Here is a 21654-nt window from a genome sequence, read left to right on the forward strand (position 1 = left end):
TGGCCCCGGCCGAGGCGGTCTTCATGGACGCCAAGATCGAGTCCGAGCTGGTGGACCTGCCCGAGGAGGAGGCCCGCGAGCTGCTGGAGTCGATCGGGCAGTCCGAGCCGGGGCTCGACCAGCTCGTCCGGGTCGGCTTCCGCACGCTCGGGCTCCAGACGTACCTGACGGCCGGCCCCAAGGAGGCGCGGGCCTGGACCGTCCCGGTGGGCGCGACCGCGCCGGAGGCCGCCGGGGTCATCCACAGCGACTTCCAGCGCGGCTTCATCAAGGCCGAGGTGGTCTCCTACGCCGACCTGGTCGAGGCCGGATCGATGGCGGCGGCGAAGGCCGCCGGCAAGGTCCGGATCGAGGGCAAGGAGTACGTCATGCAGGACGGCGACGTGGTGGAGTTCCGCTTCAACGTCTGAATCAGGCCCGTTCTCGCAGGTCAGGAGGGTGTGCCCTCGCTTCGGGGCACACCAGGGGCACAACCCCACGCCTCGTCGACCGCCCGACGGGTGCGCTCCTCCGAGTCCGGCATCAGATGCCCGTACGTGGACAGGACCAGGGCTTGAAGTGGTCGGACCGATCGGCGTCGAGGACCAGGCCGACGACCGCGCCACGGTGACCGCCCAGGTCCATGCGGTCTGGTGGAACGAACAGGTCAACCTCAGCGGTACAGCCCACCCGTGGCGGTTCGAGACTCGGCGAGACGCCGGCGGCTGGCGGGTGTGGGCGGCCGAGCTGCCCGCGTGGTGCGGTGTGCACGTCCGGGCAGACACCTGCCGCTGAGCGCTACCGGCAGGTAGCTGGGTGGGTTTCGAGTCACGCCTCTCGGGAATGGCGCCGCCATGCCGGACTCCAGGGAGGAGCGTGCGAAGAAGGCGGTGCGTGAGATTCATCGGGCCGCCACCCGGTATCGGGACGACGACCTGCACCGCGCGGCGGAAGAAATCAGCCGCATGGCTCGCGAGCTCGGACATGACCCCGGCCCGGTGGAGGATTGGCGGCCCTGCCCGGTGTGCGGGGCCGAGCCAGGTAGGCAGTGCATCAAACTGCCGGGGCACGACATGGTCGGCGGTGTGCATCCGGAGCGGACCAGGGAATAGAGGGCGACGACGACTATCTAGTGAGCCTGCCGGCGGTTGGACTCCTGCCGGACCGCCTCCGTGAGATCCCGCCAGGTGCCGGCCGAGGTCTTCATCATCCGGTCAACCATCGAACGGCAGCGGGTTCATCCGAGAAGTCGTACGAGACCTCCCGGCCTTCGTCGCCGCCCAGGCGGCCTCGCACTCGCCACAGCCGGCCGTCGGAGAGCAGCCAGATGTCCCGCCGGGCCATACGGCCCCACGACCCGTTCCACCAGCGTCCCCGTACCTCCACCGGCACTAATCTAGTCGAACAGGCGTACGAGTCAGCCGGCTTCCGGCGGTGTCGGGTCTCAGGACGTGCGTGACAAATCAGTCTCGGGACGTGGGTGACACTTCGGCTAGGCGGGTGGTGACGGCCGCTCGGGTGGGCGTCCTCGGGCGCGGATCGCGTCGGATACGGCGATTCCGGCCAGGACGAGGACTGGCGCTATGGCGACCAGCAGCGGCGGTAGGAAGAAGGCCGCAGGTGAGATGGCGGCGAGCAGGAGTACCCCGATCGGCCGACTCCGGGACACGCGGCTGAATACCGCGTACTCGACGGCGGCGCGTCCAACGAGGAACAGTGCGGGACCGCCGAGGAGGACGGCGGTCCAGGCCGGCTGGGGGTCGCCGGACGGGTGCTCGATGACGAGTTCGTTGCCAACGGCGATCGCGACGATGCTGGCGACCATGACCAGATGGACGTTTACCACCGTGATCAAGGCGCGGACTGGGTCGGGGGCGGCCGCGATGGCATCCGCCAGCAGTTCCCCGGTGCGGTGGATGTAGATCCGCCACAGCAACGCCGTGGTGGCGAACGCGATAACGACCGCGGCTCTGCGGTCGGGCTCGAAGCTGCTGCGGCTGGCGGTCAGCCCGGTGACCAGGATGAGCTCGCCGAGGGCGAGGATGAAGAACTGCTGGAAGCGTTCGGCCACGTGCGCGCCGGAGACCGCGAACTCGGCCTTCCGGGTGAACGCGCGACCCAGCCCCGGTGTGGGCAAGCCGAGTGCGAGTGCGCCGTACTCGATGGCTACCGCCAGCGCCCACAGCACTCCACGCGCCGTGTCGTGTGCGACAGCGCCGGCGATCCATGGCACTGCGGATACGCCGAACCAGAAGAGCGGTCGCGCGAAGGCGCCCCGCGCCTCGTGGCCTCGCACGACGAGCACGGCGCCGGCGTTGCGACTGATCTGGGCTGCGACGTATGCGATGGCGAAGGTCATGCCTTGGTCGCTGAACGCCTCGGGCGCCGTGATGGCCATCATCAGGGTGCCGAACATGGTCGCGATCACCAGCAGCTGTATCAGTGGCTGCTGTGGGTCCAATCTGTCGGTGAGCCCTGCCGTGTTGGCCCAAACGGCCCAGAGGGCGAGGAGCATCACCAGCGTCTGGAAGACGCCGGTCCAGCTGAGATTTTGCAGTAGTGCCTGTGACAGCTGTGCGAGTGCCAGGACGAACACGAGGTCGAAGAACAGTTCCAGGAACGTCGCCCGTGGTTTCCCGGATGGTCGCAGGAACTCGGCTGCCCTAGTCGTCATCCGCTCGCCCGTTTCTGCCGTTTCTGTGGTGCTTTGAGCAGTCGTACCACGCCCAAGCGCTGGTGGAGTGCGGATGGTCGGTGTGGCCAGAGGTCGAGCGGGTCGCGTTGCACGTGGAGGCGACGCTAGAGGCCAGCGCTTCCCTCGCTGCCCGGGCGGATCAGGCCGCCGAGCTTCGCTTAGGTGCCGGCCCGTGCTACAGGTGGCGGAGTGTCACCCAGGTCCTGATACGCAATCAGAACAGGCGGCGAGAAAGTGGAACGGAGCAATTTTGAGCATCACATGAAGGAGATTTTGGAGAAAAGGCGGGATCGGTTCTTGACCTCGGGTGACCTGAACTCTATTCGTAAGCTGGTCACGCCGAGCACGGGTTGGAAAGCCTTTAAGAAGGTCGGCAGAAGTTGGTTGCGAGGGCAGGCTATCGTAGCGTTCGATCGGATTGACGCTTACCTGCGCAGCCTTGGCATCTTCCTAGTGCCAGTTGGGGAGCTTGAAGGCTTTCATCCGGAAGTTCCGTCTGACAACAAGGCAGCCTGGCTAAGGCGAGTCCTCGAAGAGAAGAAGTACCTGGCATCGCCGGCGGCAAGGACTTACACGCAGGCCCTAGCGGAGAGCGTTTGGGCCCGCCAGAGCTAGTCTCTGCCGACACGCTGCCTCCTGCCCGCGGCTTGGTTGATGGCCCCGTCCGGCTGGTCCCCGCTAGGCGGATGGGGATGGTGCCTCTGGTGGGCCGCCGGCGGCTTTCCGGGCGTCGGCGAGGGCGACGCCGAGCAGCACGACGGCGGCGGCGAGGGCGGCCAGGAGGCAGCGAGAATGCAGCGCGCGCCTTGATCTGAGTTGGCTCCAATCGTCAATCAACGACGGCAAGCACCTGCGGGACGCCTCTGGCCGCCAACATGCGGCAGTAGCCGATAGCCTCGGTCCGCATCCCCCCGGCGGGGGTCGGTCTGGGGTGGCGGCGGAACGGCTGTCGACAGCAACGCTGACAGCAACGCGACCGGACGGCCGCACACTGACGAGCGCTGGTATGGACGAAGCTCCGCGGGTGCAGCCGTTGCCGGACGCGTGCGGACGCGACGCACAGAACTTGTAATCGAGATGTCGGAGTCAGGGGGAGTCAGCAGCGAGTCAGCAAACAGCCCGCTGCACGACGACAGTGGGCGCAACGAACAACGTAGCTACCGTGCGTAAGCGGGCGGGATGACACCCGTCGCCACTGGCTGACAATCACGACCAGGCTCCCCCCGGCGGGGGGCGTCCCTTTCTGGGCTGAGCATTGCGCCGCAGGTCATTGTCTAGCGGGGCGGTGACGGCAGTTCGGGTGGGCGTCCCTTGGCGCGGAGCCCGTCGGAGGTGGCGATGCCGGCTAGGACGACAGCAGCGGTGATGGCGACGGCCAGTGGCGGCAGCAGGATCATCGCTGGTGAGATGCCGGCGAGCACGAGTGCCCCGGTCAGCCGGGAGCGGGACACCCGGGCGAATACCGCGTACTCGAAGAGGGCGCGTCCGGCTAGGAACAGGACCGGTCCGCCGAGGATGACGCCGATCCAGGCCGAGTCGGTATGTCCGAAGGGATGCTCGATGACCAGCTCGAAGCCGACGGCGGCGGCGACGATGCCGGTCACCATGAGCAGGTGAGCGAGGATCGCCCGTCGGACGAGTCGGCCTGGCTCGGGAGCCGCCGCGATGGCATCGGGCAGCAGCTCGCCGGCTCGGTGGATGTAGATCCGCCAGAGCAGGGCGGTGGTGGCGAACGCCACTCCGAACGCGGCGGCGTGGCCTCCTGGGAGGTATTTGTTGCTGTAGGTGATACCGGTGACCAGGATCAACTCGCCGAGGGCGATGATGAAGAACTGCCGGTAGCGCTCGGACAGGTACTCGGCCACGACGGGCCACTCGGATGTCATGCGGCCAACCCACGGTGCGGGCCAGAGCAGCATGGCTCCCGCGAGGTCGATGGCTATCGCCAGCGTCCACAACACTCCACGTGTTGGACTCTCGGGAAAGGTCGTCCCGATGATCCACGGCACGGCGGATACCGCGAACCACAGGAGAACCGCCGTCGATCGGCGCTGCGCCTTGTGGCCGCGTAGGGCCGGCACGAGGACGAGGTGACGGCCGATATGGATCGCGACGTACGCGCCGGCGAAGGCCAGGTTCCGATTGCCGAACGCCTGGGGCACCGCGACCGCCATCACCAGGGCGCCGAACATGGTCCCGACGACCACCAGCTGGATCTCCGGGCGCGTCGGGTCGTACAGATCCGTTACCCACGCTGTGACGAACCAGACGATCAACAGGGCCAACAGCACCACCAGCGTCTGGCCGACTTCGGTGAGGATAACTCGCCGCTGGAAAGTTATGTCCGCGAGTAGCCGCTGTGAGACCCGGGTGAGCGCGAAGACGATCACCAGGTCGAAGAAGAGGTCCAGGAAGGTCGCCCGCTTTGGTTGCCCCGGTTTCCGCAGCAGCGCGGCCGCCCTGCTTGTCGTCATCAGAACGCCCGCTTCTACCAGTTGTGTTCGTGTCTAGGCAGTAATACCACCACTTCGGGGCGTCGATGCCGAAACAGGTGGGCGAAGGGGCCTGCAAGCAAGCCCGGACGAGGACAGCCGCCGGTCGCCGAGCGCTGACAGTCGCCCGAGGTCCCGGACGGGGACGTATCCGGACGACCTGCACAGATCTTGTAAGCGAACCGTCAGGCAGTGAGGCAGCAAGAAAGCAGCGCGACCCTTGATGGGGGCCGGACCCGAACGTCAACCGACGAGGCCCGGCACCTGCCCGCCAACGCGTGCCGGCACCAGCCAGCACCAGCCGACAGCTTGTGACCGGATCCCCCCGGCGGGGGTCAGCCCTCAACGGGCAGGGTGCGTCAGAAGCGGCGACCTGACATCAGTCGCTGACATCAACGGTGTTGGCTGAGGCCGGACGAGTACGGACGGCTGGCGCTCTGGAGCCGAACCCTGTGGACGTCAGCGGACCCTGCGACCTTTGCCGGAAGCGCCTTACAAGCGAGGGGTTGTGTAGGTCTGATTTACTGCTGGGATGCGTGGTCGCCTCCTCTACCTCGCTGTGCTCGCTGCGGGCGTGATGACGGCAGGGGCGGGCCTCATGGTCGCATTGGGGTACGTGGAGCAACCAGGGCCCTTCAACGAGGCGATATTAGGTGCGGTAGGCGGCGGCATGACGGGGGGAAGTTTCCGCCGTTGGAGGAAGTACCGCTCGCCGGGCTTGGGGCACACACGGGGCACAAGACAGCGTGAGACGTCGGCAACCAACCACCAACGACATGAGACCAAGACGGGGCATGGCCAGCGTGTCGAGTAGCCTGCCGCAGGTCACGCGAGCGCCCGTCTGAGTTCCGCTTCAACGTCTGACTCCGGCCTGTTCTCCGGCAGGCTGACCCGGACCACGGGAGCCGAATTCTCGGTCTTTGATCTCTGGCTCGGTCCTGCAACGATGCTGGCCATCGGAGGCGGCCGTGGGTGGACGTCTCGTGTGCTGACCGAGGAGCCGAGTTGCGTCTGCCCCGTGAGCCTCACCCGGTCGACCGGCCGGGCCTCGTCGTCTTCATGATCATAAGTGCCGGCCTTGGAGCGCTCGCGGCGAGCGGATGGAACGGCGATGGGGGTCGGTTCCAGCCGATCGCGGCAGTGCTCGCCGTTGTGCTGTTCGCGTGCTTCCTGATCTTGTTCGCGGTGTTCTGGGTTGGCTGGCTGATGCGTGGGCACGAGTTGTGGCGCGAGGAGCGGCGAGGGGCAAGAGGCGAGGACGGCGACTGAGCCGGCGGGAGCAGCGCTTAGATCACGTCTCTCCAGCGAAGGGCGTTCGCAGTGCTCCGGCGTGCCGACAGGAGTGCCATCGTGGTGTTCGTGAGCCTCACCGTGGGCGCGATCGCCGCGGCGACGGCGAGCCACGTCGGCCGCGATGGCCAGCCGACCGCGATCTGGATCACCTACTTGCCATTCCTGCTGCCGTTCGGCTTCCACTTCGGATGACGGCCGTCCGGGGGCGAAGTGAGCGCGGGCCCGCCGATGGGCTCTGTCGCACCGGGCGACGGACAAATCCCCGGACACGGGTGCCGCGTGCGGCTAGCGTGCACGGGCGACCCGCGACCGGAGGAGGGCTCGGAATGGCCGGTGGACTGATGCACGAGGACGAGGTGCGCACGGACAGCGCCCTGGTCCGACGGCGGATCGCCGGGCAGTTCCCGCAGTGGGCGGACCAACCGGTCACGCCCGTGCCCTCCGGCGGCACGGGCAACGCGATCTACCGGCTCGGTGACGAACTCGCGGTCCGGCTGCCCCGCATCGAAGCCGCGATCGACCAGGTCGAGTTCGAGCACGAATGGCTGCCGGTGCTCGCGAGGCACCTGCCGGTCCCGGTGCCGCAGCCGCGCGCCGTCGGCCGACCGGGCGAGGGCTATCCGTGGTCGTGGTCGGTCTACCGCTGGCTCGACGGCGGACATCCGACCGAGGGCAACACCGATCCGCGACGCTTCGCCGCCGACCTTGGCGAGGTGGTGGCCGGCCTGCGACGGGCGGACACCACCGGCGCCCGTGCCGGGTACCGCAGCGGGCCACTGAGCAGCCGCGACGCGTACCTGCGGGAGTGGACCGCGGCCGCCCACGGCACGGTCGACACCGACGCGGTCCTGTCGGTCTGGGAGGCGGCGCTGGCCGCCCCGGCCTGGGACGGTCCGCCCGTCTGGACACACGTGACCTGCTTGCGGGCAACGTCCTCGTCCGGAACGGCCGGCTCTGCGGCCTGATCGACTTCGGTGCGGCCGGCGTCGGCGACCCCGCCTGCGACGCCATGGCGGCGTGGACGCTCCTCGACGCCGACTCCCGCGCGGTGTTCCGCGAAACGGCCGGGTTCGACGACGCGACCTGGGCGCGCGGCAAGGGTTGGGCGCTGACCTTCATCAGCGCGCTGACCTACTACCGGGAGACCAACCCCACGATGTACGCCGTCGGCCGGCGGGCGGTGGGGGAGGTGCTGTCCGACCGCGCCTGAGTCGACGGGAAATGGTTGGGTGGGGCCGCGTTCGGGTTGGTAACGTGCCCGAGCCGTGACACCGGCACGAGGAGGTGAGACCCATGAACGTTGTACGCACGTGGGTGCTCCCCTCGTCGTCACGGTCAGGCGGTTGACGTAGGGGTCGCCGGGAGCGCCTCAACACCACGGCACTCCCGAAAGGCACCAACCCATGCATTCTGTGTGTTTCATTGCGGAGACCTCGTCGAACGGCGTCGTCGAACGCGATTTCCTCGTGGGCGAGGTCCCCGGCGTGCTCTGGTCGCCCGTATCCGGCTCCGATCACGCGCCCCTGGTGCTGATGGGTCACGGTGGCGGCCTGCACAAGAAGACGCCGGCACTCGTGGCCCGCGCCCACGACACCGTGACCACCTGGGGTTTCACCGTGGTCGCCATCGATGCGCCCGGACACGGCGACCGCCCGCGCACGGCCGAGGACGAGCTGGCCCGCGCCGAGTTCCGGCAGGCCCGGGCGGTTGGCGACACCGAGCGGTTCGAGTCGGTCAGTGTTCGCTACGTCACCTCGCTGGCGGAGCGTGCCGTACCGGAATGGCAGGCGACCCTGGACGCCCTCCAGGAACTGCCCGAGATCGGCACCGGAGCGCCGATCGGCTACGGCGGCGGAATATCGTTGGGCACCGCGATCGGGGTGCCGCTGACGGCGATCGAACCCCGGATCACCGCTGCCATCTTCGGTGGCGGGTTCTTCGTGTACGAGGCGCTGATCGAGGCGGCGCAACGGATCACCGTTCCGATCCAGTTCCTGCTCCCGTGGGACGACGAGCACGTCGACCGCCAGTCCGCTCTCGCGTTGTTCGACGCCTTCGCCTCGACGGAGAAGACGTTGCACGCCAACCCGGGTGACCATCGCACCATCCGCTGGGTCGGGGTCGACAACGAGTTCCTGGCCCGGCACCTCGTCCGGGCCGCCACGCGACCGGCCTGACCCGACCGGTACCGGCGTCCGGCACGGACACGGACGCCGGTACCGCCGGCACCTCGTCCTTCCTCGAAGCCGGCTTGCCCGCTGAGACCCGCCCTGAGCTGCGCCGCCGGGTCTTCCGGGGCGCGACATGTCAGGCTCCTCGGGTTTAGCCTGCCCGGGTGGCCGAATTCAATGCCGCCGATCTGCGCGGCTCCCGGTTCGAGCGGGTCGACCTCAGCGGCACCGAGTTCCGTGCCGTCGACCTGTCCGGCGCCCGGTTCCGTGGTGTCGACCTGAGCGGGGCCACCATGCGTGGCGTCGAGCTGGTCGGCGTCGACATCCACGGCGACATCGAGAATCTGACGATCAACGGCGTCGACGTCGGGCCGCTGGTCGAGGCGGAGCTGGACCGGCGGTATCCGGACCGGGCCCGGATGCGCCCGACCGACCCGGCCGGTTTCCGGGCGGCATGGGACATCCTCGAACGGCTCTGGGGTGAGACGGTCGAACGGGCGCGCCGGCTGCGGCCCGAGCTGCTGCACGAGTCGGTCGACGGCGAGTGGTCCTTCATCGAGACGCTGCGGCACCTGGTCTTCGCCACCGACGGGTGGGTCCGGCGGGCGATCCTCGGCGATCCGTCGCCGTGGGATCCCCTGGATCTGCCCTGGGACGAGATGCCGGACGTTCCCGGTGTGCCGCGCGACCGGGCGGCGCGGCCCTCACTCGACGCGGTGCTCGCGCTGCGCGACGACCGGATGTCGACCGTGCGCCAGATCATCGAGGCGCTGACCGACGAGTCGCTGGCCGCCCACACCGAGCCGGTCGACGGCCCCGGCTGGCCGCAGCCCCGCAGCTACCCGGTGCGCGAGTGCCTGCTGATCGTGCTCAACGAGGAGTGGGAGCACCGGCTGTACGCGCAGCGCGACCTGAACGCACTGGCGGCCCGCGGGGACGTGCTCAGAGCGTGATCCAGTAGCGCCGTGCCGGCCCCGGTTCGGTGTCCCGGGTGTCTTCGAGGACGCCACCCTGGCGCTCGATGGTCCGCGCCGAGGCGACGTTCCCGTCTGCGCAGATGACCAGCACCCGGTCCAGGCCGAGCCTTCGTGCCTCGTCGAGCATCCGGCCCAGCGCCCACGTGGCCAGGCCCCGCCGCCGGGCGGACGGTCGGATGCCGTAGCCGATGTGGCCGCTGACCCGCAGCAGGAAGTCGTCGAGTTCGTGCCGCAATGCGATCCCGCCGAGCACCCGGTCATCCTCGACGATCCACCGGTATGTGCACCGCACCTCGCCCGGATCCGGCGTCCGGTCGTCGGCCAGCCGGGCCACCCAGGCGGCGAACCCGGCGGGGGAGACCACCTCGTCCGTGGGGCGCAGCCCGAAGCCGTCCTCGTGGCGCCCGGGACCCCACTCGTCGTGCGCCGCCAGCCAGGCGGTGTGCATCCGGACGGTGGGTGCGATCAGCTCGGGCATCCGCCGACGATAGCGCCGGCCCTGGCCGGCCTCTGCGCCTGGCGCCCCGGGCGGTGGGCGCCGAGGTCCGCGAAGGCACCCGGGCCGTCCCTCCGCCGCCGCCCGGGAAAGCGGCTCTCTCAACCCTCGGTCGGTACGAGGACCCGGTCGTGCAGGGCGTCGCGGCAGCGCAGCAGTCGCGCGGTGATCTCGTCGAACAGCGCCGGGTCGGTCCGGCCGCCGCGCCACACCGCCCGCAGCGCGGCCTGGCCGACGGCCAGCTGGGTCGCCGCCCCCTCGACCAGGTTGGCGTACTCGTCGCGGATCGCCGGCGGGGCGGACCGCGCCGCCGCGCGGGCGGCGAGCAGCGGCGCCCCGGCCCGCGCGAAGATCTCGTCGGCGTCGGCGTCACCCGCGCCGAGCCGGGACAGCACGTGCTCCAGTTCGGTCGCCGCGACGGTCATCCGACCGACCGCGGCCAGCGTCTCCTCGGCCAGCTTCACCACGCCGCGACCCTACCGCCGTCCGGCCGGGCCGGGCGTCACCCCGCGGGCAGGGCGTCGTCCACTCCGGTCTCCCGGCGACCCAGGTGGACCGGGTCGCGACCGGAGAACACGTCCACGGCGGCCTTCACGCAGGCCCCGTACTCCCGGGTGGCGCTGATCCGCCAGCCCTGCCCGTAGCGTCGGGCGGTGTCGTCGCCCACCCCGTTGGCGGCCACGCCGAGGTGCCGGCAGACGGCCACGGCGCGGGGGAGGTGGAAGGACTGGGTCACCACGGTCGCCCGGTCCACGCCGAAGATGCGGCGGGCCCGCGCGCAGGAGTCGTAGGTGTCGAAGCCGGCGTGGTCCAGCACCACCTTCTCCGCCGGCACGCCCCGGTCGACCAGCCAGCGCCGCATCGCGTCGGGCTCGTCGTAGTCGTAGTTCATGTGGTCGCCGGAGACCAGGATGACCCGGACCTTGCCGGCGGCGTAGAGCCGCTGCGCGATCTCCAGCCGGGCGGCGAGGAACGGCGACGGGGTGCCGTCGGCCTCCACCATGGTGCCCAGGACCAGGGCCACCGGGGCCTCCGGCACGTCGGCCTCGGTGAAGAGGTGCCCCTCGGCGCCGCCGCGGACCCACGCCACGCTGGCCGCGGTGCCGGCGGCCAGCAGCGCCGCACCGGCGACGACCACCACCAGGACACGGCGGATCCGGCGTACGGTCGGTCTGCGGCTGGTGCACCATCCCCTGACCCGTGCGAATCGTCCCCGCATGCGGGCGATTCTGTCAGGCGGGAGAGCGCACCGGGTTCCCAGCGGCAGGAGGAGGACGACGATGGGGAAGCGGCATCCCGCGCTCGCGCGGCTCGACGTGCTCGTCGGACGGTGGACGGTGCAGCCGGAGGTCGAGGGTCTCGGTGCCGGCTGGACGGAGTTCGCCTGGGTGGAGGACGGCCGGTTCCTCCGCCAGTTCAGCGACGCGGAGCCGGTGCCGGAGACGGCGCCGCAGGCGTGGCGGGAGAACAACCCGCTGCCCACCACCCAGCTCGTCGGCCTGGACGACTCGGGGGAGGAGTTCACCGTGCTCTACGCCGACGCCCGCGGCGTGCACCGGGTCTACCGGATGACGTTCGCCGACGGCGTCTGGCGCATGTGGCGGGAGGCGCCCGGCTTCCACCAGCGGTTCATCGGGACACTGCGCGAGGACGGCGCCGCGATCGACGGCCGCTGGGAGCGGTCCACCGACGGCACTGACTGGGCGCTCGATTTCCGTCTGGCCTACCGCCGCTGATGCCTTCCGGCCGGGTCACCGCGCCGCGCGGGCGAGGACGATCAGTTCTCCGTCGTCGCTCGCGCCGGGCGGCTCCCCGGCCCAGCCGCCGAGCACCCGTTCGACGGTGAAGCCGGCCCCGGCGAGAGCCGCTCGCAGCTCCGCCTCGGTGCGGAAGCGCAGCGTGCCCGGCTGGCGCACCTCCGCCCCGTCGGGCAGCAGGTAGTGGTGCAGGAAGCTGACCAGGCCGTCGCGCACCGCGGTCAGCTCGGTCCAGGCGTCCACAGTCGTGCCGTCGGGCAGGGTGAGCCGGCGGCGGGAGTCGGCGGGGTTCCAGCGTTCCCAGCGTCGCGCGGCCGGGTCGCGGGAGTCGAACGCCAGCCGGCCGCCGTCGACCAGGGCCCGGCGTAGGTGGCGGAGGGTGCCCGCCCACGCCACGTCGTCCCGGATCTCCTGTGCCACGTGGCTGGTCAGCACGGCCACGTCGTACGCGGCGTCGGGCAGGTCGGCGGCGGTGCCCGGGATCCAGGTGACCCGGTCACCGCCGGGCCGTGCCCGGGCGGCGGCGAGCGATCCGGGCTCCGGGTCGACGCCGGTGACCCGCTGGCCGGCGGCGGCCAGGGCCACGGTGAGCCGTCCGGTGCCGCAGCCCAGGTCGAGGACCCGGGTCGGCGCCGCCCCGACGAAGCGGAGGAAGAAGTCGTCGTCGCGCCCCCACGCGTTGTCCGCGTCGTAGAGCGCCGCCGGCAGGTCGACCGGCACGTCAGGAGATGTGGTGGAGGATGACGTTGTGCACGTGGTGGGCCTTCTGCGCGCCCCGGAACTCCACCTCGTAGGTGTGCGTGCCGACGTGGACGGCGATCGCCCCGGTGGAGAAGAACGAGCCGCCCCACGATTTGTTGCTCACCACGCTCACGCTGGTGATCTTCGCGTACGGGATGCTGGTGATGGCGTACCGTTTCCCGACGAAGGAGCGGTCCTGGATGATGACCCGGCGGTCGGTCAGGCCGATGAACCCGGTGCCCGTGCCGATCGCGTCGTAGACGGCGATGATCTGCTCGCCGGGCAGGAGCCCGCTCTGGATCTGCTGGAACTGTTCCCTGCGGTCGTACGTCGGGTCGGCCATGTCCCCGACGGTAGGCGGGGCGCGCCAGCCGGCCGAAGCCCCGTGCACGACGGCGGCCCCGTCCAGCAGGACGGGGCCGCGGGAGGCGCGGGTCAGTGGTCGACGCGCGGGTCGTGGTCGCGGCTGCGGCTGCCGGCCTTGGCCAGGCCGCGGCTGATCAGGTAACCGACGGTCAGCAGGGTGATGTACCACCAGGCCTTGTCGGCGGCGAAGTAGTCGCCACCGTTGTTCGCGGCACCGTCGCCGACGGCGTTCGAGGCGATCAGGACGCCGATCACGGAGAGCAGGTAGACCGCCAGCTCGGTGGTCTTCCACGCCGGCTTGGTCTCCTCGCCGTGCCGGTGCAGGTGCCGGACGTCGCGGTCGACGTGAGCGGTGTGCGCGTGGTCGGTGGCCCGGTTGGTGGCCGCGGTGGGCGTCGTCATGGTCAGCTCCTCAGTCGGGTATCACGTAGTTCGTCCTCGAAGGGGGGTCATTGGCCCCCGGTGTCGGACTTGCTACCCCGACGGGATTACTTGCTAACCGGAAACTTTCAGGAACCTGTCAGAAGGCCGCTCAGGGGGCGGTGACCGCCCGGACCGCGTCCTCGATGCGCGCGGCCAGGAGAACCTCACCCTCGGTGAGCGGCTCGCCGTCGCCGTGGCCCACCCTGATCTGGGTGCGGTCGGCCCGGCGGCTGATCTCCGGGCGCAGGCGCAGCGCGTCGGCGACCACCGCGACCCGCTCGGTGAGCGCGGCGTGCTGGGTGTCGTCGAGGACGATCGTGCGGCGGATCTGTTCGCCCTCGCGGGTCCACCCGGACAGCAGGGCGAGGGCGTCACTGAGGTAGTCGTGCTTAGCCCGGCCGTTGAACAGCACGCGCATCACCGCACCTCCCAGGCGTCGTTGCCGGCTTGTGGCCAAATCGTCGCCATCCCGTGTCCCAGTCGACGCCCTCTAGTCTGTCGTCGCACAGATGGTGTGTCCACGCCCACACTTCCGTGTTCTGCTGACCTGACGGTCGACTCAGCTACCCAAACCGCCGATTGATCTGGCACGCTGGACGCCCGTGCGGACCGAACGGGTTAGCGGGAACGGGCAGGACCGACGAGAGCCGAGGGTTGTCGTCGGGGCGGCGATCATCGTGGACGGCAGGGTCCTGGGCTGCGCGCGCTCCGCGCCACCGGAGGTGGCCGGTCGCTGGGAGTTCCCCGGCGGCAAGGTGGAGCCCGGGGAGACCGAGACCGACGCGCTGGTCCGTGAGTGCGCCGAGGAACTCGGCGTCCGCGTGGAGATCGGCACGCGGCTCGGCCGCGACGTGCGGATGGCCCACGGCCGTTCCGTCCTGCGGGTGTACGTGGCCCGCCTCCTCCATGGCGACCAGCCCAAGGCCCTGGAGCACTCCGAGCTGCGCTGGCTCTCCGCCGCCGAACTCGACACGGTGCCCTGGCTGCCGGCCGACGTGCCGATCGTCGCCGCCCTGCGCCCGCTGCTCACCGACGCCTGAGCAACGGAAGCGGACGCGGGGGCGGAAACGGGACGGGGGCCGGCGGCATCCGCCGCGGCCCCCGTCGTTGTCGTCGTGTTGTTCAGTGCTTCGGCTCGTCCTGCTGCGGGTGGGCGAAGTTCAGGTGCTCCGGCGGCAGCGGGAAGGTCACGTCGTCACCGAACGGCGACGGCGCGGCGGCCCGGTCGAAGGTCAGTTCGGTCAGCGGCAGCTTGCCGTTGACGTCGACGGCGGGAGCGGTCGGGTGCGGCACCTCGCGGTGCCAGTTGACGCCCTGCTGCGCCTGCCGCTCGGCCGCCGTGTCGTGCGAGCCGCCGGCGTGCGAGTGCACCCCGCCGTGGGCGGCGGGGGCGGTCACGGCGCCGCTCGAATGCCCGCTGGTCACGCTGGTCTGAGGCACCTGACCCCTCCGGAAGATCTTGCTACCAAGCCACACAAGGGGATCGTACCTGCGGTCGACGACCCGCTCCTTCATGGGGATGATCCCGTTGTCGGTGATCTTGATGTGCTCGGGGCAGACCTCGGTGCAGCACTTGGTGATGTTGCAGAAGCCCAGTCCCATCTCGGACTGCGCGTACTCCTTGCGGTCGGTCTTCGCGTCGAGCGGGTGCATGTCCAGCTCGGCGGCCCGGATGAAGAACCGGGGACCGGAGAACGCCTGCTTGTTCTCCTCGTGGTCACGGATCACGTGGCAGACGTTCTGGCAGAGGAAGCACTCGATGCACTTGCGGAACTCCTGCGAGCGCTCAACGTCGACCTGCTGCATCCGGTAGTCGCCCGGGGCCACGTCGGCCGGCGGCGCGAACGCCGGGGTCTCCCGCGCCTTCTCGTAGTTGAACGAGACGTCGGTGACCAGGTCCCGGATGACCGGGAACGTGCGCAGCGGGGTGACCGTGACGGTCTCCCCCTCCTCGAACGTCGACATCCGCGTCATGCAGCTCAGCCGGGGCTTACCGTTGATCTCCATGGAGCAGGAGCCGCACTTGCCGGCCTTGCAGTTCCACCGGCACGCCAGGTCCGGCGCGTCGGTGGCCTGGAGCCGGTGGATCACGTCGAGGACGACCTCGCCCTCGTTGACCTCGACGGTGTAGTCCCGCAGTTCGCCGCCGTTCTCGTCGCCCCGCCAGATGCGGAAGGGTCGCTTCGCGCCCGGCTTGCCGGTCGCCTGCGTCTTGTCAGTTCCCATTCCTCAGCGCTCCTCCTCGGTGAGGGCGTCGAACTCGGCGAGTTCCCCATCGGTCAGGTACTTGGCCAGCTCGGCCCGGTCGAACAGCGAGATCAGCTCCGGGCGCATCTTCGGCAGCGGCTTGTGGCTCAGCCGGACCGTATCGCCGTCCAGCGAGCAGACCAGGTTCACCCGCCGCCACTTCGGGTCCATGGCCGGGTGGTCCTCCCGGGTGTGCCCGCCGCGCGACTCCTGCCGCTCCAGGGCGGCCTTCGCGGTGCACTCCGAGACCACCAGCATGTTGCGCAGGTCCAGGGCGAGGTGCCAGCCCGGGTTGTAGCGCCGGCCGCCGGCCGCGCTCACCTTGGCCACCCGCTCGCGCAGCTCGGCCAGCCGGCTCAGCGCGTCGACCAGCTCGCCCTCCCGCCGGATGATGCCGACCAGATCCCCCATCACCGCCTGGAGGTCCTGCTGGAGGACGTACGGGCTCTCGCCGGTGTCCCGCTGGAGCGGGGCGAGCGCCGTCTCCACGGCGGCCTCCACCGCCGCCACCGACACCGCCGGGCGCGCGGTGAGCTGGTCGGCGTACGAGGCGGCGTGGCCGCCCGCCCGCTTGCCGAAGACGAGCAGGTCCGACAGGGAGTTGCCGCCCAGCCGGTTGGAGCCGTGCATGCCGCCGGAGACCTCACCGGCGGCGAAGAGCCCGCGCACCGTGCCGTACGCCGCGCCGGAGTCCGGGTCCACCTCGACGCCGCCCATCACGTAGTGGCAGGTCGGGCCGACCTCCATCGGCTCCTTGGTGATGTCGACGTCGGCCAGCTCCTTGAACTGGTGGTACATCGAGGGCAGCCGGCGGCGGATCTCCTCGGCCGGCAGCCGGGAGGCGATGTCCAGGTAGACGCCGCCGGCCGGCGTGCCCCGACCGGCCTTGACCTCGCTGTTGATGGCGCGGGCGACCTCGTCGCGGGGAAGCAGCTCCGGCGGGCGCCGGTTGTTGTCCGGGTCCTTGTACCAGCGGTCCGCCTCGGCCTCGTTGTCCGCGTACTGCTTGCGGAACACGTCGGGGACGTAGTCGAACATGAACCGCTTGCCCTCGGAGTTCTTCAGCACGCCGCCGTCACCGCGGACCGACTCGGTGACCAGGATGCCCTTCACCGAGGGCGGCCAGACCATGCCGGTCGGGTGGAACTGGAGGAACTCCATGTTGATCAGCGTCGCCCCGGCGCGCAGCGCCAGCGCGTGACCGTCCCCGGTGTACTCCCAGGAGTTCGAGGTGACCTTGTAGGAGCGACCGACACCACCGGTCGCGAGGACCACGGCCGGGGCCTCGAAGAGGATGAACTCGCCGGACTCGCGGTAGTAGCCGAAGGCGCCGGCGACCCGGTCGTTGTCGAGCAGCAGTTCGGTGATGGTGGTCTCGGAGAAGACCTTGATCCGGGCCTCGTAGTCGCCGAACTCCCGCTTGTCCTCCTGCTGGAGCGAGACGATCTTCTGCTGGAGGGTGCGGATCAGCTCCAGGCCGGTGCGGTCGCCGACGTGCGCGAGCCGCGGGTACTCGTGGCCGCCGAAGTTCCGCTGGGAGATCTTCCCGTCCTTGGTGCGGTCGAAGAGCGCCCCGTACGTCTCCAGCTCCCAGATCCGCTGCGGCGACTCCTTCGCGTGCAGCTCGGCCATCCGGAAGTTGTTGAGGAACTTGCCGCCGCGCATGGTGTCCCGGAAGTGCACCTGCCAGTTGTCCCGGGAGTTCACGTTGCCCATGGCGGCCGCCGCGCCGCCCTCGGCCATCACCGTGTGGGCCTTGCCGAACAGCGACTTCGAGATGATGGCGGTCTTCTTGCCGGCCAGCCGGGCCTCGATCGCCGCGCGCAGGCCGGCGCCGCCGGCCCCGATCACGACGACGTCGTAGTGGTGTCGTTCGATTCGCGTCTCAGTCATGTCCAGGCTCTCAGTTGATGAACCGCAGGTCGTTGAACCAGCCGGCCGCCACCGCCATGACGTAGAAGTCGGTCAGCGCCAGGGTGCCGAGGGTGATCCAGGCGAGCTGCATGTGCCGGACGTTCAGCCAGGACACGCCCGTCCAGGCCCGGTAGCGCAGCGGGTGCTTGGAGAAGTGCTTGAGCCGCCCGCCGATGATGTGCCGGCAGGAGTGGCAGGAGATGGTGTACGCCCAGAGCATCACCACGTTGACCAGCAGCACCAGGTTGCCCAGGCCGAAGCCGAAGCCCTTGGGCGAGTGGAACGCGTAGATCGCGTCGTACGTGTTGATGATCGAGATGATCGCGGCAGCGTAGAAGAAGTAGCGGTGCAGGTTCTGGCCGAGCAGCGGGAACCGGGTCTCCCCGCCGTACGCCTGGTGCCCGTCCGGCACGGCGCAGGCCGGCGGCGACAGCCAGAACGACCGGTAGTACGCCTTGCGGTAGTAGTAGCAGGTGAGCCGGAACAGCAGCAGGAACGGCAGGGTCAGCGCCGCGTCCGGAATGATCCACCAGCCCGGCAGGAAGCTGCCGAAGTGCGAGGAGCCCTCGACGCACCGCTCGGTGACGCAGGGGGAGTAGAACGGCGTCAGGTAGTGGTACTGGTCCACCCAGTACCACTTGTGCATGAAGACCCGGACCGTCGCGTAGATGACCCAGGCGCTGAGCCCGACGACGGTGATCAGTGGCGCGAGCCACCAGCGGTCGGTCCGCAACGTCTTGGCCGCGATCGCGGCGCGCCCGCGCGCTCCCCGCGGCCTCGTTGCCGTTGATGTCATTAGTCGTCTCCCTGACGGCGCCCTCGCGGGGGCGGCGGATCACACCTTCCGTACCGGTCAGCGGACCGGCGAGACCGCGTCCACTGCCACGTCTTGCGCACACCAACGACCGCACCGGCGAACCGGCGCAGCTAAGTGACACACGTTACGCCGATCTTCGCGGCCCGGCCGCGCAACGCAGTGTCCCGTGTGTCCCGGAGGTTGGAAAGACCCGGACCAAGATCAATATCTTGGACCGTCAGCCGGACGCGCCGCCGGTGAAGTTCCAGGACGCCAACCGCAGCGCCGGGGTCTCCCACCAGAAGCCGTCCACCCGGTCCGGTTGGCGGGCCGGCGCCCGGCCGAGGCCCAGCACCCGACCCGGGCCCATCGCCCGCGGGTACGACTCGGTGAACCGGAAGTCGCGCACCGCCCGCGTGGGCACCCCGTCCTCCACCAGCCAGACGCCGTTGCGGGTCAGCCCGGTGACGACCAGTTGCTTCGGGTCGAGCACCCGGGTGTACCAGAAGTCGCTGACCAGCAGGCCCCGGGTCATGCCGGCGACCAGCGCGGCGGTGTCCGGGTCGGCCACCGCGCCGGTCACCCCGGCGCTGAGCTGCCCGGCGGCGACCTCCGCCGGGTCGCCGGCCGGCAGCAGGCGGACGTTGCGCGGGAGCGGGCCGAAGGTCGACGCGCCGACCATCCCGTGCCCGGTGGACCCGGTGCCCGCCTCGGCGCCGCTGCGCCGGTCGTGCGCCACGGCTTCGGTGATGCCCGCCTCGACCAGGGTCAGCGCCCGGCGGGGCGTGCCCTCCAGGTCGTACGGCAGGCCGGAGGCGTGCAGCGGGTCGTCCACCAGGGTCACCGCCGGGTCGAACTGGGCCGTGCCCGGCTCGGCGAAGGACTGCCGCTCGGCGTACCGCTTGCCGTTGAAGCCGTACCAGGCGAGGTTCTGCAGGAGGTCGGCCACGGCGGCCGGTTCGAGCACCACCTCGTAGCGCCCCGGGGGCAGCTCGACCGGGTCGGCCGCGGCCCGCGCCTTCGCCGCCGCCCGGGCGCCCAGGGCCGCGCCGTCGAGGTCGGCCAGCCGGTCCGCGCAGTGCCGGGCCACCCCGTCGGCGCCGCCGGTGCGGGCGATGCCGTCCATCGCCGCCTCGGCCGACCGCCCCACCGCCCAGTGCCCGGCCGAGTTGGCGAACGCCCCCGACCGGTGGGCCGTGCGGCAGTAGCCGGCGGCCTCCAGCCCCTCGACCGCGTCCACGAAGGCGCGTACCCGGGCGGCCCGCTCGTCGGGTGAGGCGGCCGCGGTGGCCTCGTCGACGGCCGCGCCGGACGGGACCGGCGCCGGCGGGGTGAGCCCCGGCCAGGCCGGGTCGGGCGGGCCGAGCCGGGCCGCGGTCAGGGTCCGCTCGACCAGCGCGGTCAGCCCGTCGGGGTCGACCAGGCTGCCGCTGCCCGCGGCCGTGCGCCCGTCGGCGTGCAGCCGGAGGCGGACCGTGGTGACGGACTCGGCGACGTTCTGGTGGATGAACGAGTTGGCGAACCGGGTCAGTGCCAGGTCGGCCCGGCTCACCACCACCTCGGCCTGGGCGTCCGGCCCGGCCAGCCGCCGGACCAGCTCCACCACCCGGCCGGCGAGGTCCAGCTCGCTCATGCCCGCACCCCCACCCGGACGTTGCGGAAGCGGGCCGGGGCGGCCGGATGGCCGGTGTGCCCGGTCTGACCGGGCTGCCCCTTGCCGCAGTTCGGCGTGCCCCACGGCACGATCTCGGAGGAGAGCATGTCCATCGAGCGCCAGAAGACCGGCCCGATCCCGGTGTAGGTGGGGTTGCGCAGCATCCGCCCCCGGCGGCCCTTCTTCACCTCCCAGCCGACCTCGCAGCCGAACTGGAAGTTGAGCCGCTTGTCGTCGATCGACCAGGAGCGGTTGAGGTCCATCAGCACCCCGTCGTCGGTGGCGGCGATGATCTCGTCGAGCGTGTGCGGGCCCGGTTCCAGACCCACGTTGGTCATCCGCACCATCGGCAGCCGGGCCCAGCCGTCCGCCCGTACGCTGCCGCCGTGGTCGAGGCCGGCGACGGCGGCCGAGTCCCGGCCGGCGAGCACCCCCACCCAGCGTCCCTCGCGGACCGCGTCCCGCCGGACCGCGGGGGAGCCCTCGTCGTCGAAGCCGAAGCTGCCGAGCGCGCCGGGGATGGTCGGGTCGATGGTGACGTTCATCAGCTCGGAGCCGTAGCGCAGCGTGCCGAGCCGGGTCAGGTCCAGCCAGGACGTGCCGGCGAAGGCCGCCTCCCAGCCGAGGATCCGGTCGAGCTCGATGGCGTGCCCGACCGACTCGTGGATCTGGAGGGCGAGTTGCTCGCCGCCGAGGATCAGGTCGGTCTCGCCGGACGGGCACTCGGGGGCGGTGAGCAGTTCCCGGGACTCCTCGGCGATCCGGGCGGCGTGCGCGGCCAGGTCGAGCGAGGTGACCAGCTCCCAGCCGGTGGTGCCGTACTGGCCGCGGTAGCTCGGGTAGGACCGGCGCTGGGTCTCGCCGTCGCCGATCGAGGTGGCCGAGATGCCGCCGCCGCACTCCCGGATGCGCTGGTCGATGCGGTGCCCCTCGCTGGAGACGAACCACTTGGCGGTGTCCCAGATCTGGTAGAGCCCCTCGGCCAGGTCGGCCCCGTGCTCCCGCATCGTCGCGGTGGCGCGGACCAGCAGGTCGCCCTTGTCGGAGAGCGGCACGCCGAGCGGGTCGACCGCGCAGGCCGACGCCCAGCTCGCCACCGTCGCCTCGACCGGGACCAGGTCGATCGCCGGACCGGGAACCCGCGCGCTCGCGGTGGCGATCGCCGCGGCGCGCCGGCCGGCGTCGCGGGCCGCGGCGTCCGACAGCTCGGGTACGGCGTGGAAGCCCCAGCTCGACCCGACGAGGGCGCGCACGCCCAGCCCGATGCTCTCGTCCTGGGTCAGCTCCTCGATGTCCCCGTTGCGGGCCGACATCGACTCGTAGCGGCGGTGCATCACCCGGGCGTCCGCGTACCGGGCTCCCGCGTCGAGGGCGGCCTGGACGGCGGCGCTCGCCGCGTCGAATCCGGTCATGCGCCCGACCCTAGGCGACCTCGCCGACATCCGTCAGGGGACGAGATCCTCCGGCCGGATCGTCGCCCGGACGGGCTCGGTCAGCGCCAACAACGCACCCGGCTCGTCCGGCGTGCTCGCCAACGGTGGGCGTGAATCTCCAGGATGAGGGCTGTTCAGACCGGAAACTCAGTCGTTACTCTCAGGTCGCTGACAGGCCGCCGCTTGTAGCTTATTTTCGCCTCCAGAAGTTTGCTGTAGG

23 protein-coding genes and 1 pseudogene are annotated in these 21654 nt (G+C 70.7%); 10 read left to right on the top strand and 14 right to left on the bottom strand.

Features of this window, described 5'->3' with window-relative positions; genetic code table 11:
• The 3 genes from ACW0Q9_RS05125 to ACW0Q9_RS05135 form a co-directional block, all read left to right on the top strand.
• On the top strand, positions 1 to 410 hold a 410-nt coding region (locus ACW0Q9_RS05125), incomplete at its 5' end, for a DUF933 domain-containing protein (RefSeq protein WP_456178773.1).
• 148 nt (positions 411 to 558) lie between these two features.
• Complete coding sequence (locus ACW0Q9_RS05130; protein WP_456178774.1) at positions 559 to 774, top strand: hypothetical protein; 216 nt, start codon at positions 559 to 561, stop codon at positions 772 to 774.
• Positions 775 to 833: 59 nt separating this feature from the next.
• Positions 834 to 1091 (top strand): zinc finger domain-containing protein, encoded by a 258-nt coding sequence (locus ACW0Q9_RS05135; protein WP_456178775.1) that lies wholly within the window; start codon positions 834 to 836, stop codon positions 1089 to 1091.
• 380 nt (positions 1092 to 1471) lie between these two features.
• On the opposite strand, the gene ACW0Q9_RS05140 is transcribed toward ACW0Q9_RS05135, so the two are convergent.
• Both ACW0Q9_RS05140 and ACW0Q9_RS05145 read right to left on the bottom strand, forming a co-directional pair.
• Positions 1472 to 2653: a low temperature requirement protein A gene (locus ACW0Q9_RS05140; RefSeq protein ID WP_456178776.1), complete on the bottom strand. Its 1182-nt coding sequence runs from the start codon at positions 2651 to 2653 to the stop codon at positions 1472 to 1474.
• Between the two features lie 1295 nt (positions 2654 to 3948).
• Positions 3949 to 5148, bottom strand: a complete 1200-nt coding sequence (locus tag ACW0Q9_RS05145; RefSeq protein ID WP_456178777.1) for a low temperature requirement protein A — start codon at positions 5146 to 5148, stop codon at positions 3949 to 3951.
• Positions 5149 to 6171: 1023 nt separating this feature from the next.
• On the opposite strand from ACW0Q9_RS05145, the gene ACW0Q9_RS05150 reads away from it, so the two are divergent.
• The 5 genes and pseudogenes from ACW0Q9_RS05150 (at position 6172) to ACW0Q9_RS05170 (ending at position 9583) form a co-directional block, all read left to right on the top strand.
• A complete protein-coding gene (locus tag ACW0Q9_RS05150) occupies positions 6172 to 6435 on the top strand; it encodes a hypothetical protein (RefSeq protein ID WP_456178778.1) in 264 nt (87 codons plus the stop codon).
• An 81-nt stretch (positions 6436 to 6516) separates the two neighbouring features.
• Positions 6517 to 6651 (top strand): hypothetical protein, encoded by a 135-nt coding sequence (locus ACW0Q9_RS05155; protein WP_456178779.1) that lies wholly within the window; start codon positions 6517 to 6519, stop codon positions 6649 to 6651.
• Positions 6652 to 6800: 149 nt separating this feature from the next.
• Positions 6801 to 7669, top strand: a pseudogene (locus ACW0Q9_RS05160) (aminoglycoside phosphotransferase family protein).
• Between the two features lie 193 nt (positions 7670 to 7862).
• A complete protein-coding gene (locus tag ACW0Q9_RS05165) occupies positions 7863 to 8636 on the top strand; it encodes a dienelactone hydrolase family protein (RefSeq protein WP_456178780.1) in 774 nt (257 codons plus the stop codon).
• A 158-nt stretch (positions 8637 to 8794) separates the two neighbouring features.
• Positions 8795 to 9583 carry a DinB family protein gene (locus ACW0Q9_RS05170; RefSeq protein WP_456178781.1) on the top strand — a complete coding sequence of 263 codons (789 nt, stop codon included), beginning with the start codon at positions 8795 to 8797 and terminating at the stop codon, positions 9581 to 9583.
• Here the strand turns inward: ACW0Q9_RS05170 and ACW0Q9_RS05175 are convergent.
• From ACW0Q9_RS05175 to ACW0Q9_RS05185, 3 genes are all read right to left on the bottom strand, one after another.
• Entirely contained in the window at positions 9573 to 10085 is a 513-nt protein-coding gene (locus ACW0Q9_RS05175; RefSeq protein ID WP_456178782.1) for a GNAT family N-acetyltransferase, read from the bottom strand. The two genes, ACW0Q9_RS05170 and ACW0Q9_RS05175, sit on opposite strands and share 11 nt — an antisense overlap.
• 119 nt (positions 10086 to 10204) lie before the next feature.
• Positions 10205 to 10570 (bottom strand): hypothetical protein, encoded by a 366-nt coding sequence (locus tag ACW0Q9_RS05180; protein ID WP_456178783.1) that lies wholly within the window; start codon positions 10568 to 10570, stop codon positions 10205 to 10207.
• A 35-nt stretch (positions 10571 to 10605) separates the two neighbouring features.
• Complete coding sequence (locus ACW0Q9_RS05185; protein ID WP_456178784.1) at positions 10606 to 11322, bottom strand: SanA/YdcF family protein; 717 nt, start codon at positions 11320 to 11322, stop codon at positions 10606 to 10608.
• 61 nt (positions 11323 to 11383) lie between these two features.
• On the opposite strand from ACW0Q9_RS05185, the gene ACW0Q9_RS05190 reads away from it, so the two are divergent.
• On the top strand, positions 11384 to 11839 hold the full coding sequence (locus tag ACW0Q9_RS05190) for a hypothetical protein (RefSeq protein ID WP_456178785.1): 456 nt from the start codon (positions 11384 to 11386) through the stop codon (positions 11837 to 11839).
• Between the two features lie 15 nt (positions 11840 to 11854).
• Here the strand turns inward: ACW0Q9_RS05190 and ACW0Q9_RS05195 are convergent, their stop codons facing one another.
• From ACW0Q9_RS05195 to ACW0Q9_RS05210, 4 genes are all read right to left on the bottom strand, one after another.
• On the bottom strand, positions 11855 to 12580 hold the full coding sequence (locus ACW0Q9_RS05195; protein ID WP_456178786.1) for a class I SAM-dependent methyltransferase: 726 nt from the start codon (positions 12578 to 12580) through the stop codon (positions 11855 to 11857).
• A gap of 1 nt (position 12581) precedes the next feature.
• A complete protein-coding gene (locus tag ACW0Q9_RS05200) occupies positions 12582 to 12944 on the bottom strand; it encodes a PH domain-containing protein (protein WP_091318309.1) in 363 nt (120 codons plus the stop codon).
• 92 nt (positions 12945 to 13036) lie between these two features.
• Positions 13037 to 13369 (bottom strand): hypothetical protein, encoded by a 333-nt coding sequence (locus tag ACW0Q9_RS05205; RefSeq protein WP_456178787.1) that lies wholly within the window; start codon positions 13367 to 13369, stop codon positions 13037 to 13039.
• A 130-nt stretch (positions 13370 to 13499) separates the two neighbouring features.
• Positions 13500 to 13808 (bottom strand): 4a-hydroxytetrahydrobiopterin dehydratase, encoded by a 309-nt coding sequence (locus tag ACW0Q9_RS05210; protein WP_456178788.1) that lies wholly within the window; start codon positions 13806 to 13808, stop codon positions 13500 to 13502.
• A gap of 184 nt (positions 13809 to 13992) precedes the next feature.
• Between ACW0Q9_RS05210 and ACW0Q9_RS05215 the strand changes: the two genes are divergently transcribed.
• Positions 13993 to 14430: a (deoxy)nucleoside triphosphate pyrophosphohydrolase gene (locus ACW0Q9_RS05215; RefSeq protein WP_456178789.1), complete on the top strand. Its 438-nt coding sequence runs from the start codon at positions 13993 to 13995 to the stop codon at positions 14428 to 14430.
• Positions 14431 to 14512: 82 nt separating this feature from the next.
• On the opposite strand, the gene ACW0Q9_RS05220 is transcribed toward ACW0Q9_RS05215, so the two are convergent.
• The 5 genes from ACW0Q9_RS05220 to ACW0Q9_RS05240 all read right to left on the bottom strand — a co-directional run bounded on the left by ACW0Q9_RS05220 (position 14513) and on the right by ACW0Q9_RS05240 (position 21413).
• Entirely contained in the window at positions 14513 to 15616 is a 1104-nt protein-coding gene (locus tag ACW0Q9_RS05220; RefSeq protein ID WP_456178790.1) for a succinate dehydrogenase/fumarate reductase iron-sulfur subunit, read from the bottom strand.
• Positions 15617 to 15619: 3 nt separating this feature from the next.
• The gene (locus ACW0Q9_RS05225) at positions 15620 to 17530 is read right to left on the bottom strand and encodes a fumarate reductase/succinate dehydrogenase flavoprotein subunit (protein ID WP_456178791.1); all 1911 of its coding nucleotides are present in this window, start codon (positions 17528 to 17530) and stop codon (positions 15620 to 15622) included.
• A 10-nt stretch (positions 17531 to 17540) separates the two neighbouring features.
• On the bottom strand, positions 17541 to 18347 hold the full coding sequence (locus ACW0Q9_RS05230) for a hypothetical protein (RefSeq protein WP_456178792.1): 807 nt from the start codon (positions 18345 to 18347) through the stop codon (positions 17541 to 17543).
• A gap of 238 nt (positions 18348 to 18585) precedes the next feature.
• The gene (locus ACW0Q9_RS05235) at positions 18586 to 19980 is read right to left on the bottom strand and encodes a TldD/PmbA family protein (protein WP_456178793.1); all 1395 of its coding nucleotides are present in this window, start codon (positions 19978 to 19980) and stop codon (positions 18586 to 18588) included.
• Positions 19977 to 21413, bottom strand: coding sequence for a TldD/PmbA family protein (locus ACW0Q9_RS05240; protein ID WP_456178794.1), 1437 nt, complete (start codon positions 21411 to 21413; stop codon positions 19977 to 19979). Before ACW0Q9_RS05240 ends, ACW0Q9_RS05235 begins: the two co-directional genes overlap by 4 nt.
• Between the last annotated feature and the right edge of the window lie 241 nt (positions 21414 to 21654).

Source organism: Micromonospora sp. I033, assembly GCF_053890995.1.

Coding starts and splice junctions, on each gene's coding strand:
- ACW0Q9_RS05185 (WP_456178784.1), bottom strand. CDS start 11,322: ATGCGGGGACGATTCGCACGGGTCAGGGGATGGTGCACCAGCCGCAGA.
- ACW0Q9_RS05140 (WP_456178776.1), bottom strand. CDS start 2,653: ATGACGACTAGGGCAGCCGAGTTCCTGCGACCATCCGGGAAACCACGG.
- ACW0Q9_RS05235 (WP_456178793.1), bottom strand. CDS start 19,980: ATGAGCGAGCTGGACCTCGCCGGCCGGGTGGTGGAGCTGGTCCGGCGG.
- ACW0Q9_RS05145 (WP_456178777.1), bottom strand. CDS start 5,148: ATGACGACAAGCAGGGCGGCCGCGCTGCTGCGGAAACCGGGGCAACCA.
- ACW0Q9_RS05200 (WP_091318309.1), bottom strand. CDS start 12,944: ATGGCCGACCCGACGTACGACCGCAGGGAACAGTTCCAGCAGATCCAG.
- ACW0Q9_RS05175 (WP_456178782.1), bottom strand. CDS start 10,085: ATGCCCGAGCTGATCGCACCCACCGTCCGGATGCACACCGCCTGGCTG.
- ACW0Q9_RS05135 (WP_456178775.1), top strand. CDS start 834: ATGCCGGACTCCAGGGAGGAGCGTGCGAAGAAGGCGGTGCGTGAGATT.
- ACW0Q9_RS05205 (WP_456178787.1), bottom strand. CDS start 13,369: ATGACGACGCCCACCGCGGCCACCAACCGGGCCACCGACCACGCGCAC.
- ACW0Q9_RS05210 (WP_456178788.1), bottom strand. CDS start 13,808: ATGCGCGTGCTGTTCAACGGCCGGGCTAAGCACGACTACCTCAGTGAC.
- ACW0Q9_RS05190 (WP_456178785.1), top strand. CDS start 11,384: ATGGGGAAGCGGCATCCCGCGCTCGCGCGGCTCGACGTGCTCGTCGGA.
- ACW0Q9_RS05220 (WP_456178790.1), bottom strand. CDS start 15,616: ATGGGAACTGACAAGACGCAGGCGACCGGCAAGCCGGGCGCGAAGCGA.
- ACW0Q9_RS05165 (WP_456178780.1), top strand. CDS start 7,863: ATGCATTCTGTGTGTTTCATTGCGGAGACCTCGTCGAACGGCGTCGTC.
- ACW0Q9_RS05230 (WP_456178792.1), bottom strand. CDS start 18,347: ATGACATCAACGGCAACGAGGCCGCGGGGAGCGCGCGGGCGCGCCGCG.
- ACW0Q9_RS05225 (WP_456178791.1), bottom strand. CDS start 17,530: ATGACTGAGACGCGAATCGAACGACACCACTACGACGTCGTCGTGATC.
- ACW0Q9_RS05240 (WP_456178794.1), bottom strand. CDS start 21,413: ATGACCGGATTCGACGCGGCGAGCGCCGCCGTCCAGGCCGCCCTCGAC.